This is a genomic window from Ralstonia mannitolilytica (genome assembly GCF_000954135.1).
Taxonomy (GTDB): Bacteria; Pseudomonadota; Gammaproteobacteria; order Burkholderiales; family Burkholderiaceae; genus Ralstonia; species Ralstonia mannitolilytica.
Map to the genome: position 1 here is coordinate 3,358,678 of NZ_CP010799.1, position 14,018 is coordinate 3,372,695.

The 14,018-nt window shown below is 66.0% G+C and carries 15 protein-coding genes; 3 read left to right on the top strand and 12 right to left on the bottom strand.

The window, feature by feature from the left end; translation table 11 throughout:
* Nucleotides 1–22 precede the first annotated feature (22 nt).
* Both TK49_RS15805 and TK49_RS15810 read right to left on the bottom strand, forming a co-directional pair.
* Complete coding sequence (locus TK49_RS15805) at nucleotides 23–1,423, bottom strand: GntP family permease (protein ID WP_045787555.1); 1,401 nt, start codon at nucleotides 1,421–1,423, stop codon at nucleotides 23–25.
* Between the two features lie 152 nt (nucleotides 1,424–1,575).
* Nucleotides 1,576–1,917, bottom strand: coding sequence for a hypothetical protein (locus TK49_RS15810; protein ID WP_045787930.1), 342 nt, complete (start codon nucleotides 1,915–1,917; stop codon nucleotides 1,576–1,578).
* A gap of 182 nt (nucleotides 1,918–2,099) precedes the next feature.
* Between TK49_RS15810 and TK49_RS15815 the strand changes: the two genes are divergently transcribed.
* Complete coding sequence (locus tag TK49_RS15815; protein WP_045787556.1) at nucleotides 2,100–3,431, top strand: MFS transporter; 1,332 nt, start codon at nucleotides 2,100–2,102, stop codon at nucleotides 3,429–3,431.
* A gap of 36 nt (nucleotides 3,432–3,467) precedes the next feature.
* Here TK49_RS15815 and TK49_RS15820 read toward each other — a convergent pair whose 3' ends face one another.
* Entirely contained in the window at nucleotides 3,468–4,220 is a 753-nt protein-coding gene (locus TK49_RS15820) for an oxidoreductase (RefSeq protein WP_045787557.1), read from the bottom strand.
* Nucleotides 4,221–4,518: 298 nt separating this feature from the next.
* Here TK49_RS15820 and TK49_RS15825 point away from each other — a divergent pair, with 298 nt between their 5' ends.
* Complete coding sequence (locus tag TK49_RS15825; RefSeq protein ID WP_045787558.1) at nucleotides 4,519–4,803, top strand: HU family DNA-binding protein; 285 nt, start codon at nucleotides 4,519–4,521, stop codon at nucleotides 4,801–4,803.
* 81 nt (nucleotides 4,804–4,884) lie between these two features.
* Here the strand turns inward: TK49_RS15825 and TK49_RS15830 are convergent, their stop codons facing one another.
* The 9 genes from TK49_RS15830 to xseA all read right to left on the bottom strand — a co-directional run bounded on the left by TK49_RS15830 (nucleotide 4,885) and on the right by xseA (nucleotide 12,467).
* Entirely contained in the window at nucleotides 4,885–5,463 is a 579-nt protein-coding gene (locus TK49_RS15830) for a HutD/Ves family protein (protein WP_045787559.1), read from the bottom strand.
* Nucleotides 5,460–6,428: a formimidoylglutamase gene (gene hutG / locus TK49_RS15835; protein WP_233902596.1), complete on the bottom strand. Its 969-nt coding sequence runs from the start codon at nucleotides 6,426–6,428 to the stop codon at nucleotides 5,460–5,462. The genes TK49_RS15830 and hutG overlap by 4 nt, the downstream gene beginning before the upstream one ends.
* Nucleotides 6,425–7,216, bottom strand: a complete 792-nt coding sequence (locus TK49_RS15840) for an amino acid ABC transporter ATP-binding protein (protein ID WP_045787560.1) — start codon at nucleotides 7,214–7,216, stop codon at nucleotides 6,425–6,427. The genes hutG and TK49_RS15840 overlap by 4 nt, the downstream gene beginning before the upstream one ends.
* A complete protein-coding gene (locus TK49_RS15845) occupies nucleotides 7,213–7,881 on the bottom strand; it encodes an amino acid ABC transporter permease (protein WP_045787561.1) in 669 nt (222 codons plus the stop codon). Before TK49_RS15845 ends, TK49_RS15840 begins: the two co-directional genes overlap by 4 nt.
* An 18-nt stretch (nucleotides 7,882–7,899) precedes the next feature.
* Nucleotides 7,900–8,664 (bottom strand): glutamine ABC transporter substrate-binding protein, encoded by a 765-nt coding sequence (locus TK49_RS15850; RefSeq protein WP_045787562.1) that lies wholly within the window; start codon nucleotides 8,662–8,664, stop codon nucleotides 7,900–7,902.
* A gap of 38 nt (nucleotides 8,665–8,702) precedes the next feature.
* Nucleotides 8,703–9,452 (bottom strand): IclR family transcriptional regulator, encoded by a 750-nt coding sequence (locus TK49_RS15855; RefSeq protein WP_045787563.1) that lies wholly within the window; start codon nucleotides 9,450–9,452, stop codon nucleotides 8,703–8,705.
* A gap of 123 nt (nucleotides 9,453–9,575) precedes the next feature.
* On the bottom strand, nucleotides 9,576–10,082 hold the full coding sequence (locus tag TK49_RS15860; RefSeq protein WP_045787564.1) for a hypothetical protein: 507 nt from the start codon (nucleotides 10,080–10,082) through the stop codon (nucleotides 9,576–9,578).
* Between the two features lie 263 nt (nucleotides 10,083–10,345).
* The gene (gene sodB, locus TK49_RS15865; RefSeq protein ID WP_045787565.1) at nucleotides 10,346–10,924 is read right to left on the bottom strand and encodes a superoxide dismutase [Fe]; all 579 of its coding nucleotides are present in this window, start codon (nucleotides 10,922–10,924) and stop codon (nucleotides 10,346–10,348) included.
* Between the two features lie 142 nt (nucleotides 10,925–11,066).
* Nucleotides 11,067–12,467: an exodeoxyribonuclease VII large subunit gene (gene xseA, locus TK49_RS15870; protein WP_045787566.1), complete on the bottom strand. Its 1,401-nt coding sequence runs from the start codon at nucleotides 12,465–12,467 to the stop codon at nucleotides 11,067–11,069.
* 915 nt (nucleotides 12,468–13,382) lie between these two features.
* Here xseA and TK49_RS15875 point away from each other — a divergent pair.
* Nucleotides 13,383–14,003, top strand: coding sequence for a MotA/TolQ/ExbB proton channel family protein (locus TK49_RS15875; protein WP_045787567.1), 621 nt, complete (start codon nucleotides 13,383–13,385; stop codon nucleotides 14,001–14,003).
* Nucleotides 14,004–14,018: the final 15 nt, after the last annotated feature.

Consider the following 14,018-nt stretch of genomic DNA (forward strand, 5'->3'; position numbering starts at 1 on the left):
TTTCGTTGCGGCCGTCGCGACGTCAGACGATGCCCGTGCCGTAGAACACAGCGATCACGAAGAACACGGCCAGCGTCTTGATCAGCGTGACGCAGAATACGTCGCGATACGCCTCGCGATGGGTGAGGCCCGTCACGGCCAGCAGCGTGATGACGGCGCCGTTGTGCGGGAGGGTGTCCATGCCGCCCGAGGCCATCGACGCCACGCGGTGCAGCACCTCCATCGGAATGCCCGTCGCCTGTGCGGCCTGGATGAACTGGTCGGCCATTGCCGCCAGCGCAATGCTCATGCCGCCCGACGCAGAGCCGGTGATGCCCGCGAGCGTGCTGACCGTCACGGCTTCATTGACGAGCGGATTCGGAATCGCACGCAGCCCCTGGGCCAGCACCAGGAACCCCGGCAGCGCGGCGATGACGCCGCCGAAGCCGTATTCCGAGGCGGTGTTCATCGCCGCGAGCAGCGCGCCCGAGACCGCGGACTTGCTGCCTTCGGCAAAGCGATCCTTCACGGCGCGAAAGCCGAACACGACCACCACGATGATGCCGATCAGCAGCGCAGCCTCCACGGCCCAGATGGCGGTCAGCTTGTCGGCCTCGACCGTCAGCGGCTTGGGCAGGCCCGGCAGTGCCACCGTGACGACCTTGCCGTACCACGTCGGAATCCAGCGCGTGAACAGCAGGTTCATCACACCCACAAGCACCAGCGGCGACAGCGCGACGAGCGGATGCGCGAGCGCGCCGGTCTCGGCCGTCTCCGGCTCGTTCACCAGCTTGGCGAGGCCGTGGTCATAACCGTGACCATTGCGCAGCGCGACGCGGCGGCGCCATTCGAGATACGCCATGCCCACCACAATGATGAACAGCGCGCCGATGGTGCCCAGCCAGGGCGCCGCCCACGACGTGGTGTGGAAGAACGTGGTCGGGATGATGTTCTGGATCTGCGGCGTGCCCGGCAGCGAGTCCATCGTGAACGAAAACGCGCCCAGCGCGATCGTGCCCGGGATGAGGCGCTTGGGGATGTTGCCCTGGCGGAACATCTCCGCCGCGAACGGGTACACCGCAAACACCACCACGAAGAGCGACACACCGCCGTACGTCAGCAGCGCACACACCAGCACGATGGAAAGCATCGCCCGCTTGGCCCCCACCACACGGATGACCGACGCGACGATCGAGCGCGAAAAACCCGACAGCTCGATCACCTTGCCGAACACGGCGCCCAGCAGGAACACAGGGAAATACAGTTTGACGAAGCCGACCATCTTCTCCATGAAGATGCCGGAGAACACGGGCGCCACGGCCGATGGGTCGGTCAGCAGCACCGCGCCGAGGGCGGCCAGTGGTGCAAACAGGATGACGCTGTAGCCGCGATACGCGGCGAACATCAGAAATGCCAGCGCAGCCAGCACGATGATGACGGACATCGACAATCTCCTCGCATGCTTTTCTTTTTAAGAGCGAAGGATTGTATGTCGCGATGCAACAGATGCCGTTACGCAATCACGCGTATTGAACTGGCCGCAGAACTGGCGTTCGGCCGCGCCGCCGTGCGTCTGCGTGACGCCGGCGTGACAGCTCAGCGATGGTGCCAGCCGCCGTGTCCCCAGTTGCCATGCCCCCAGCCGTGGCCGCCCCAGCCTCGCCCTCCCCAGCCGCGACGGCAGTTCCAGCACCCGCCGCTGCCGATCCACACGCTGCCGTAGACGGGCGCCGGGTAGACGACCGGCCCGTAATACGGATATGGGTCGTACACGGGATACGCCGCCACGGGCGCGACGACGGCCGGCGACACCGGGTTCCCGTAGGCGTCGTAGTACGGCGCAGCCACGCAGCCGGTCAGCAACGCGGCGGCGCCCGCAACGAGCGCCCCCGGCAGGAAGGCGGCAAGGCGACGGCCGCGTTGCAGCGTCGGGATCATGATGTGCTCCATTGAATGCCTATGCATATGTGTTCGACCGCGTTGAACGCTTTCAATTCCGAGGACTTCACCGCCGGGCGCTGCCAATTGCGGCCGGATCACTTACCATGACCGCTTCGCCGTCCGCACGGGGGAGAGAGAGCGCGGCCGGCGATGCCCCACACACACTGGAGGACACATCCATGCAAGCCACGGCAACGCCCAACCCGGGCGATCGTGCAACGGCCCCGGCCATCTCGGCAGCCACTCGACGCAAGGCCATCATTGCCGCCACCATCGGCAACGGTCTTGAATGGTTCGACTTTACGGTCTACAGCTTCTTTGCGGTCATCATTGCCAAGCTGTTCTTCCCCACGGGCAATGACTTCACCTCGTTCATGCTGACCGTCGCCACGTTTGGCGTCGGCTTCTTCATGCGGCCAGTCGGCGCGGTGGTGCTCGGCATCTATGCCGACCGCGTGGGCCGCAAGGCTGCGCTCACGCTCACCATCATGCTGATGGCGCTGGGCACGGCCATCATCGGGCTTGCGCCGACGTACGCGCAGATCGGCATCGGCGCGCCGATCCTCATCGTGATCGCGCGGCTCATCCAGGGCTTCTCGGCCGGCGGTGAAGTGGGCGGCGCCACGGCGTTCCTCATCGAATATGCGCCGGACGAGAAGCGCGGCTACTTCGCGAGCTGGCAGCAGGCGAGCCAGGGCATCTCGTTCATCCTCGGTGCGGCAATGGGCGCGATCGTCACGAATGGCCTGTCGCCCGAGCAGATCGACGCTTGGGGCTGGCGCATTCCGTTCCTGTTCGGGCTGCTGATCGGGCCGGTCGGCATGTACATCCGCTCGCATCTGCACGAGCCGCCCGCCTTCGAGGCGCAGAAGGCGAAGGCCGCCAAGGAGTCGCGTCTGGCGCCGCTGTCGCAGGTGCTGCGCGACCATCCGCGCGAAGTGCTCGGCGGCCTCGGCGTGACGATTCTCTGGACGGTCTGCACGTACACGCTGGTGTTCTACATGCCGACATACGCGAAGCAGCAGCTCGGCCTGCCGCTGGGCGCGACGTTCCAGTCGACGGCGCTGTGCGGCGCGATCATCTTCGTGCTGTGCCCGCTCATGGGCACGCTGTCCGATCGCGTGGGCCGCAAGCGCATGCTGGGCACAGTGGCGCTGGCCATTGCGGTGGCGGCCTATCCGCTCTTCCACTGGCTGAACGTCAACCCGACCGTGCAGACGCTGCTGCAGGTGCAGGTGATCCTGGGCGTGCTGCTGGCGGCGTTCACGGGTCCGGCGCCGGCGGTGCTGGCCGAACAGTTCCCGACCGCCGTGCGCTCGACCGGCCTGTCGATTTCGTACAACCTGGCGGTAACGATCTTCGGCGGCTTTGCCCCGCTGATCGTGACGTGGTTGATCGCAACGACCGGCAGCAAGCTGGCACCGTCGTATTACGTGATGGCCGCTGGCATCATCAGCGTCTGTGCACTGGCGCTGATGCACGACCGCACGGGCAAGCCGATCGAGAAGTAACGCTCGCAGATCCAGCTGTGCGCAACGGCCGGTGGCTTACCCCACCGGCCGTTCGTCTTTGGCGGCGAGCAATGCCGCGTTTTCGAGCAGGCGCACACCGGGCGCATCCACGCGCGCTGCGCTCACGAGCGCCGCCGCCACCGACTCCGCCGGCACGGGCCGCCAGGGCCTGGGCACCATCCAGCCGATCGCGCCCGACAGCGATTGCGCAATGCGTTCACCACGGCGCAATTCAGCCCGCTTGCCGAGCAGCAGCGAAGGCCGCACCACCGTGACCGACGCAAAGCCGACCGACAGGATTTCCGCCTCGGCTTCCCCCTTGCAGCGGTTGTAGAACACCCTGGATCGCGCATCGGCGCCCAGCGCGCTCACCAGCAGGAAATGATGGGCGCCAGCCGCAAACGCGCGGCGTGCCAGCTCCGCCGGATACTCGACATCCACGCGCCGGAATGCCGCCTCCGAACCAGCCTGGCGAAGAGTCGTGCCGAGCGCGCAGATGACGATGTCGGCAGCGAGGGCCGGCTGCGCTTCGGGCGCGTCCAGCCGCTCAAAGTCGACGACGCATTCGTGCAGCCGGCCCGGCATCGCGTGCTCGGGTGTCAAGGTTCCGGCGCGGCGTACGAGCGCGGTGACACGGCCGGGCCACGATTGCGCGGCGAGCCGACGCACCACGGCGCGGCCCACCAGCCCGCTTGCGCCGGCGACCAGCACCGACGGTCCGCGCGTTTGCCCGCCGACATGGCCATCGGCTGCCAAGCCTTGCGCAACAAGTGTTTGCGAACGCGACATGATGTTCTCCATGAGCTTCTACCTCGACAACGATGCGGCGCCCGACAGTTCGAGGGCGTGTCTGCCGCGTTCCCCCTGTGCGGTTCCGGGGCGAGAAAGGCTGTCTGAAATGCAAACAAACCCTGTCGATATCAGGTTTTTCCCGGATGCCGGCCCGCAAACGTAGACAGGACAAGTGTCGGCTGCAAGCAACGGCCCGCAAAGCCTTGCAGTTAGGGGATGTGCAACCCTTCGCAACGATGATATAAAACGGGTCGCAGTACAACGCTGTCCAACAAACCTGAAGTGGGGAAATGACATGACGACCAAAGCCGAACTCGTAGCCGCCATTGCCAAAGACGCAGAACTGAGCATCGCCGCCGCTGAGCGCGCACTGAACTCCGCGCTGGAAAACATCAAGAAGACCGTCGCCAAGGGCGGCACCATCACGCTGGTTGGCTTCGGTTCGTTCTCGTCGGGCAAGCGCGCAGCACGCACCGGCCGCAACCCGCGCACTGGCGAAGCCATCAAGATCCCGGCAACCAAGACCGTGAAGTTCACGGCTGGCAAGGGCTTCAAGGACGCCGTGAACAAGAAGAAGTAAGCGTCTTCCACCGTGCCCCGCGGGGCCGGGAGACTTGCAAGGGACCCTGCGGGGTCCTTTTTCTTTTGGCGCGCGGCAAGCTCACGTTGCTGGCCATAGGCTGACCAGATAGCCCGCCGAGGCCATGCGCGCAATGAGCGCATCGCTGCCGCTCGGGGCATCCAGCCAGGCAGCGGCATGCGGCCGCACCTCGATGGTGCCCACCGACAGCGCCCCCTCCACGCAGTACACCAGCCACTGCGCACCCGGATGCGCGACCGGCAATGCGCGGCGTGCGCCTGCCTCCATCGTGATGACCTCGACGTGATGCGCCCAGGCGCCGCGCCTGGTCATCACGTTGAAATCCGACAGCGGCGCGTCAAGCGTGGCATGGATATCGATCTCCCCGGCGAACCGCACGGGTGCATCGCCCGGCTTTAGCGAAACCGTCTCGCCATCTGCGCGATGCATCGTCAGGCGCCCGCCCGCGATCACCGCCAGCGAGCGGTCGATGCCGACAAAGCGCGAGAACGGTCCGGCCACATCGACCTGCGCGGTACTGATGCGCCAGTCGAAGCCGTCCAGCGTCGCACCTGCCGGTGCGATGGCGATTTCGGTCGTAACGCCGCCGCCGTTCTTCCACGGCATGCGGCGCATGGCATCGGCAGAAATCAGCTTCATGGGCGAGACGGGCGACGCAAAAGGTGATACGCCAGACGCGCGGCCACGCGCACGGTGCGGCGGTCCTGGTCGTATTCGGGATTGGTTTCAGCGATGTCCGCCACGCGCACCTTGCCCGTGCCGCAGACGTGCTGCACCAGCGCTTCGAGCACCGGCAGCGTGATGCCGTACGCGGCGGGCGCGGACACACCGGGCGCGACCGCGGCAGCCAGCACGTCCATGTCGATGGTCAGGTAGACATGGTCGGCATCGGCCAGCCACGCATCGAGATCGGCCATGCGCGCATCGAGGTGGCGCTCCTGCACGTCGGTGTCTTCCACGTAGCGCGCGTGCAGCGCATCGGCGCGATCGAACAGCGCGGGCGTATTGGACAGGCGGCTCACCCCGAGGCAGCAGTACGTCAGGTCGATGCCGTGCGCGGCGCAGTCCTCGGCGATCTGGTCGAACGGCGTGCCGGAGTTGCCGGGCCGGCTCGTGCGCAAGTCGAAATGCGCGTCGAAATTGACGATGGCGAGGCGGCCGCGCCCGCCTTGCTTCTGCCAATGCCTGCGCAAGCCCTGGTAGGTGCCGAACGCAACTTCATGCCCGCCGCCGAGCACCACCGGGCGCGCGCCCGCATCGAGCAGATGGAAGACGGCATCACCGAGCGCCGCCTGCGCACGTTCCAGATCGCCGTCGTCGCAGGCCACGTCGCCGGCATCGGCCAGGTGCGCGAGTCCGTGTGCTGGCACATTGGCCAGCGCCCGGCGAATTTCGCGCGGGCCTTGCGCGGCACCGGCGCGGCCGTGGTTGCGCACCACGCCCGCGTCGCATGCAAACCCGAGTACGGCAGGCGTGCCCGAGAGCTTTACCGCATCGGCGCGCTGCACGATCTGGAACAGGCGCGTGACGTCGCCACGCTCGCCGGTGTCGTTGCGGCCCTGCCAGACGGAGGCATCGAACGTTGCAGCTGCGGTCATCGTCATGCGCGTGTCAGCACCGCTTGCAGGAACGACCGCGTGCGCGCTTCCTTGGGCTCCCCAAAGATGACCGACGGCGGTCCGGCCTCGACGATGCCGCCGCCATCCATCACCACCACCACGTCGGCCACCTCGCGCGCGAAACCCATCTCGTGCGTGACGACCAGCATCGTCATGCCTTCCTTGGCAAGCAGCTTCATGACCTGCAGCACCTCGCCCACGAGTTCGGGGTCCAGCGCAGATGTCGGCTCGTCGAACAGCATCACCTTGGGCTGCATCGCCAGTGCGCGCGCGATCGCCACGCGCTGCTTCTGCCCACCGGAGAGGCTCGCGGGCATCGCATCGGCCTTGTGTGCCAGGCCCACTTTCTGCAGCAGTTCACGCGCTTCGGCTTCCGCTTCGCTCTTCGACTTGCCGCGCAGCATGCGCGGGCCGATGGTGACGTTGTGCAGCACCGAAAGATGCGGGAACAGATTGAACGACTGGAACACCATGCCGACCTGCTGGCGCAGGTGGTTCAGTTCGCCATCGGGCAGCATCGTGCCGTTGTCGATCAGACGCTTGCCGCAGATGTCGATGGTGCCGCCTTCGGGCACTTCCAGCCCGTTGCAGCAGCGCAGGAACGTGCTCTTGCCCGAGCCGCTCGGGCCGATCACGACGACCACCTGCGAAGCGTCGACCTCGAAATCGATGCCCTTGAGCACGGGGTGATCGCCGTACGATTTCGTCAGGCCGCGGATCCGGATCATCGGTACGTCCGTCGCCGATTTCAGCGTTGCAGAATTCGTGTTCATTGCACCATGCCTCCTGCACGGATGTTGCGTTCAATCCGATGCAGCAGATAGCTCGCGGCGCTCGTGAGCACGAGGTACACCAGCGCAATCGCCAGGTACACCTCCAGCGAGCGGTACGACACGCTGATGATCTTCTGCCCCTCGTGCATCAGGTCGTGAATCGTCAGCAGCGACACCAGCGCCGAGTTCTTGATGAGCGCGATGAACTCGTTGCCCAGCGGCGGGATCATCCGCACCACGGCCTGCGGCAGGATGATGGCGCGCATCGCCTGCCCCGACGACATGCCGATCGAACGCGCCGCCTCCATCTGCCCGCGGTCGACCGACTGGATCGCGCCGCGGACGATTTCCGACACATAGGCGCCCGAATACACGCCCAGCCCCAGCACGCCGCACACAAACGCCGGCAGCAGGATGTCGAACTGCGGCAGACCGAAGAACAGCAGGAAGAGCTGCACGAGCAGCGGCGTCCCGCGGATGAAGGTCACGTACACCGTGCAGATGCCGTAGACAAAGCGCCGGCGCGGGTTCAACCGGCCGATGCCGACCAGCAGCCCGAGCACGCAGCCGAGCACCAGCGCGGCGGCCGTCACCTCCACGGTGACGAGCGCGCCGTGCAGGATGTCGGCCCACCCCGCCCAGACGGGAGAAAAATCCAGTTCCATCAGCGTGTCCGTCGGTGGTTACTTGGCGGCCGCGCCAAACCATTTCTTGACGATCTGGTCGTACGTGCCGTCGGCCTTGATCTTCTCCAGTGCGGCGTTCAGCGCCTTGGTCAGTTCAGGCTGATCGCGGCGCACGGCGATGCCGTATTCCTCCGTCGTCAGCGCCGGCTCGACCAGGCGCAGGCCTGGGCGCATCTTCACGTAGTACGCGGCGGCGGGACGGCCCGTGACCGCCGCATCGGCACGGCCGATTTCGACGAGATTGAACATCTGCTCGTTCTTCTCGACTTCCACGCGCTCGACCTTCGGGTAGTTCTCCTTCAGGAAGTTGACCGACTTGGTGCCCACCTGCACGCTCACCTTCTTGCCGGCGAGGTCGGCCGGCGTCTTGATGGCGGTGTTGCCCTGCTTGACCATCGCCACCAGGCCGCCGTGGTAGTACGGTTCGGTAAAGTCGACCACCTTCTTGCGCTCGGGCGTGATGTAGATGCCCGAGATGGCCACGTCGAAGCGGCGCGACACCAGGCCCGGCACAAGGCCCTTGAAGTCGATGTCGGTCCATTCGACCGGGCGGCCCATGGTGCGGGCCAGGGCTTCGATCAGGTCGATATCGAAACCGGTGCGCTTGCCGTTTTCAACGAACTCCATCGGCGCGAATGTGGCATCGGTGGCCACGCGCAGCGGCTCGGCGGCGGCGTGCGCAGCGGTGGCGAAAGACACCGCAGCAGACAGCGCCACGGCACAAGCCAGCATCGAATGCATGAACTGACGGCGATTCCCCATGAGTGGTCTCCTTGTGTGGTGCATGTGGGGGTGAAAAATCAGGTGTCCTGCAGCCGCGCTGAAATGGACGCAGCCGCAGCAACGGTCATATCGATCAGGCGCTGCTCCTTGCCGCGCACGCGCGTGGCAGGTGCCATCAACGTGATCGAGCCGAGCGCCTGGCCGGGCAGCCGGAACACCGGCACGCTCACGCCCCAGACGCCGGGGTCGACTTCACCTTCGGACAGCGCATAGCCCGCCGCGCGGATCTCGGCGAGTTCGGTCTGCAATTGGGCCTGCTGCTCCGGCTGGCCGGCCAGCAGGTCTGCGAGGATGGCGCGCGACGCGGCGGCCGGCATGAAGGCAAGCAGCGACTTGGCCGAGGCGCCGGCCAGCAGCGGCACGCCGCGCCCCTTCTCGAACGAGCAGCGCAGCGACTGCTGGCTCTCGACCATCTCGAGACAGACCGCCTGGTCCTTGACGGCCACCACCAGCCCGACCGATTCACCGGACTCCGCCACGAGCCTACCCATGCCGATGCGCGCTTCCTGCACGAGATGCGAGGCGTGGTCGAAGCCGAGCGCGAGCTGCAGGCTGATCGGCCCCGGCGCATACGTGCCCGCCGATTCGAGCACGAAGCCCCAGCGCTTGAGCAGCGCCACCTGGCGATACAGCGTGCTCTGCGGCAGCCCCGTCAGTTCGATGAGCTCACGTGCCGCAACGGGCCGGCCATGGCGCGCAATGGTGGCGAGCACCATCAGCACGCGGTCCGCGCCGGCGGCGGGGGGTGCTGAGATCGGCTCGGTCATCGCGGGGCTCCGTCATGTGATGTCGCGACGGAGAATGCGACGGATTTCTCAATCCATCAACGCATCATTCCCACAGAACGAGAAAAATGCTCGAACTCAGTATTTATACCTAGGGAGAATACGTCACATTTCTGTGTGCGCGGCGTGCAGACGGGTTTCGAGAAAGGCGGCGACCGCATGCGCCGACGCCTCACTCCGACATGTTGCGAGCGCGGCGTACAGCGGCGCGGCCAAACCGCTGAGGAAGTCGATCGGTGCCTCCGGACCTTCTGCGATGTAACGCTGCAGCGCAGAGAATGCGCCGGCCTGGCCCAGGCGCCAATCAGCAATGGAGCCCTGCCGCTCATGCCGTGCGGCCACCTGCCTGCCCGGTGCGGGCTTGGGCGGCATCTTGGGCTTGGGGGCATCGTTGACCGGCGCGCGGCTCGCGACGTAACCCTCGGCGAGCAGGCGCGCGAGGTCGTCCGTGACGGGGCCGGCGCCGCTCAACTGCGCGAGGATTTCCGCCGCCGTGCGCTCACCGCCCGCGAGCAGCAGGATCGCCCGCTGCCGGTGCGTGAGGTGTCCGCTGCGCGTTTGCAGCTCCTGCGTGCCGCGCTCCGTGCGCGACAGGATGTGGCTCAGATCCATCGCCCCCCCTGGTTTTGTGTGACGGCCGGATGACGTACCAGTCTAGAAAAAGCCGGTGCGATGCGGGCCGCTACGGCCGCAGGAAGCTCGTCATACCGACTATCATGTGCACGGCATTGCGCTGCGCACGAAATCGGGCTTGCAGTGAGCGGTGCTATGCAGCGTGCGGGGCTGCCGCATGCAAGTGCCTGAGTTGAGCGGAAAAAACAAGGCCCTCACGCGGAGGGCCTTGCTTCGGACGGGATGTCGAACCGTGATTCGCTTCAGGCGAAGTTCTTCGCAACGAAGTCCCAGTTAACCAGATTCCAGAACGCCTCGACGTACTTCGGACGGGCGTTGCGGTAGTCGATGTAGTAGGCGTGTTCCCACACATCGCAGGTCAGCAGCGGCTTGGCATCCGTCGTGAGCGGCGTGGCGGCGTTAGAGGTCGACACCAGATCCAGCGTGCCGTCGGCCTTCTTCACCAGCCAGGCCCAGCCCGAACCGAAGGTCGTGACGGCGACCTTGGTGAACTCTTCCTTGAACTTGTCGAAGCTGCCCCACTTGGCGTTGATGGCGTCAGCCAGCGCGCCGGTCGGAGCGCCGCCGCCTTGCGGCTTCATGCAGTTCCAGTAGAACGTGTGGTTCCAGACCTGTGCGGCGTTGTTGAACACACCGCCCGACGACTTCTTGACGATGTCTTCCAGGCTCAGGTTCTCGAACTCGGTGCCCTTGATCAGGTTGTTCAGGTTCGTGACGTAGGTCTGGTGGTGCTTGCCGTAGTGGAACTCCAGCGTTTCCTTGGAGATGTGCGGCGCCAGGGCGTCTTGGGCGTACGGCAGCGGGGGGAGCGTGTGTTCCATTGTTCTTGCCTTCTGTGGGTTGTACAGGTTGGGAGCGACGATTGTAGGAGACTTGCAAAACCCGCGCAAACCGCCTGCCGAATAGTCGGAATACCCGCAAAACACACGCGGAATCGTGCCAAACCGGGCGGTTCCGCTGCGGTCACATGTCGAGCTTGGGCTGTGCCTGGGCGATCTCGATGTCCACGACGCCCTGCGCCAGGCGGGCTTCGACGTGCGCGCGGGCATGGAGCGCATTCGGGTCGCGGATCGCGTGGCCGCGGCTATCGAGCAGCACCGCGTAGCCGCGCTCCAGGGTGCGCTGGGGCGCCAGCAGCTCAAGGCCGGTGTGCTGGCGCGCCAGGCGCTCCCGTGCGCGGGTCAACGTCTCTCGCATGGCGCGTGCCAGCGCGGCTTCTGCCTGGGCGACGGCCGCCCGTTCGCGCGTGGCGTCCGGACGCGCAGCGGCAAGCCGCATGGCCAGCAGACGCCGCACGTGTTCCGCCCGCTGCACGCGGCCACTCAGGGCAGATTGCAGGCGCCGCTGCAGGTTCGCGAGTTGCGCGCGCCGCTCACGCATCTGCGCCTGCGGGCTGCGCAGCCGGCGTGCGAGCCAGTCCACCGTTTGCGCGCGGCGATCCAGCTGGCGGCGGAATTGCGCCGACAGCGCATCCCAGTCGCGCGCGACGTCGCGCAGCATGCGCGCGCGGTCCGGGCTGACCAGCTCGGCGGCGCCGGTGGGCGTGGGCGCGCGCACGTCGGCGACAAAGTCCACGATGGTCACGTCAGTCTCGTGCCCGACGCCTGCCACGATCGGGATGGCCGACGCAGCGACGGCGCGCGCGACCGGCTCTTCGTTGAAGGCCCACAGGTCTTCAATGCTGCCGCCGCCCCGGCACAGGATGACGACATCGACCTCTGCCCGGCCATTGACCCGCTCGAGCATCGCGGCGATCCGCTCGGACGCCCCGGCGCCCTGCACCGGCACCGGATACACCACCACCGGCACATGCGGCGCACGTCGGCGCAGCGTAGTCAGCACGTCGCGCAGGGCCGCCGCCTGCAACGACGTCACCACGCCGATCGCCCGCGGATGCCGGGGCAGCGGCCGCTTGCGGCCCGCATCGAACAAGCCTTGCGCCTCCAGCGCGGCCTTCAGCCGCAGAAACGCTTCATAGAGGTTGCCCAGGCCTGCCCGCCGGATGGCCTCGACGCTCAGTTGCAGCTCGCCGCGCGCCTCGTACAGCGTCACCAGCGCCCGCACTTCGACGGCTTCGCCTTCGCGCGGCGTGAAATCGGCGTACTGGTTGCGCCCCTTGAACATCACGCAGCGAATCTGCGCGCCGGCGTCCTTCAGCGAGAAATACCAGTGCCCGCTCGCCGCGCGCGTGAAGTTCGAGATTTCGCCCCGCACCCAGCCCAGCGGGAAATTGCGTTCGAGCAGTCCGGCAATCCGTCGGTTGACGTCGCTGACGGACAGTACCTCCTGGGCACCCCGATTTGGTGCGACCGGTACGGGCGCGGGCGGCGCGGGCGAGGCAGCCGCAGCGGCAGGTGTGTCCATCCAGAACGGTCGGCGTGAAGACGGCGGCGAGGTCATGAGTGGTGGGAACGGCGCAAAACGATGAGGCTTCGGGGCAACTTCTACCTTGAATAGGGGAGACGAGCGGGGCGAAACGGCAGACCTGTCCACAGCATAGCGCCCTTGTCAAGCTTGACAGAGCCCAGGTGACGCCCTCTATGCATTTTTTCGCAAGCCATTGATTCTTATGGAAAAACGGCCTATGTCAAAATTTCAGCAACGCAAGTAATTTCGTTCTGCGTCAAGCATTTAGCGCAGGCGCCCCAAGGATGTTCACAAAGTTATCCACAGCCGCGCTGGAAAACCGTGGTGACGTGCCCGGGCAGTGGATAAATCGGCCTGGGAAATGCGCCCGACACCCTCGCTCCACCCTGCGACACGTCGGCAACACGCCGCTGCCCAAACTTTAAGCAACGCAAAGAACATCCTTTTGAATCAGTTACTTAAGAATCTTGTCCGGGCAATGTCCACAACCGCTCCACAAGACTGTCCCGGTCCGGTGTGGATTATCCCCCCGCGCCCCCTGCTCCGGCCCGCTTTTTTGCTCGAATCCCGGCCGCAAGCCCCTCTGCCCGTTTTTTAAGCAACCAAGAGAACGCCTTTTCCGATCAAGCACTTAGCTTGCTTGTCCGGGCAATGTCCACAAGCCGTCCACAAGACTGTCCCGTCGCGTTGTGGATTGTGCGCACCGCTTTCGCGTGACGGCCGCCTGAACGCGAGGCGCGCGTGTCGCAACGCCGCGCCATCGTGTTGCCGAGGCAGTTGCGACGCGCTAGAGTGCTGCCTGTTTTTGCCGCAACGGGCCGCGTTCGGGGACGCGGACGGCAAGAGCTGCAACCGGGCACATCTCCATCGCCCGGATCCCACTCCTTCCACAACGACAAAACGGGTTGTCCAGTGTTTTCCATCATCCAAGCCGCCGGCTGGCCGATCTGGCCGCTGTTGATCGCCTCGGTGCTCGCGCTCGCGCTCATCATCGAACGGTTCATCGCCCTGCAGCGCAAGAAGATCATTCCGCCCAAGGTGTATGACGAGGCGCTGAGCATCGCGCACCAGCGCAAGGCCACGCCGGAAGTGGTGAACACGCTGGAACAGGGCTCCCCGCTGGGCCGCGTGCTGGCCACCGCGCTGCGCCACGTGGTGCTGCATCCGAACACCACCCGCGACGCCGCCAAGGAAGTGGTGGAAGAAGCCGGCCAGAACGTTGCCCACCGCCTGGAGCGCTATCTGAATGCGCTCGGCACGATCGCGTCGGTGGCGCCGCTGATGGGCCTGTTCGGCACCGTGGTCGGCATGATCGAGATCTTCGGCAGCCAGACCGCCGCCGGCACCAACCCGCAGACGCTCGCGCACGGTATCTCCGTCGCGCTGTACAACACGGCGCTGGGCCTGGTCGTGGCCATCCCGACACTGATCTTCTGGCGCTACTTCCGTGGCGTGGTCGACAACTACGTGGTGGAGCTGGAGCATCTGTCCACCACCTACCTCGACGCGATCCTTCCGCCGCGGCGCGGCTGATCCGGGCAACGCCAC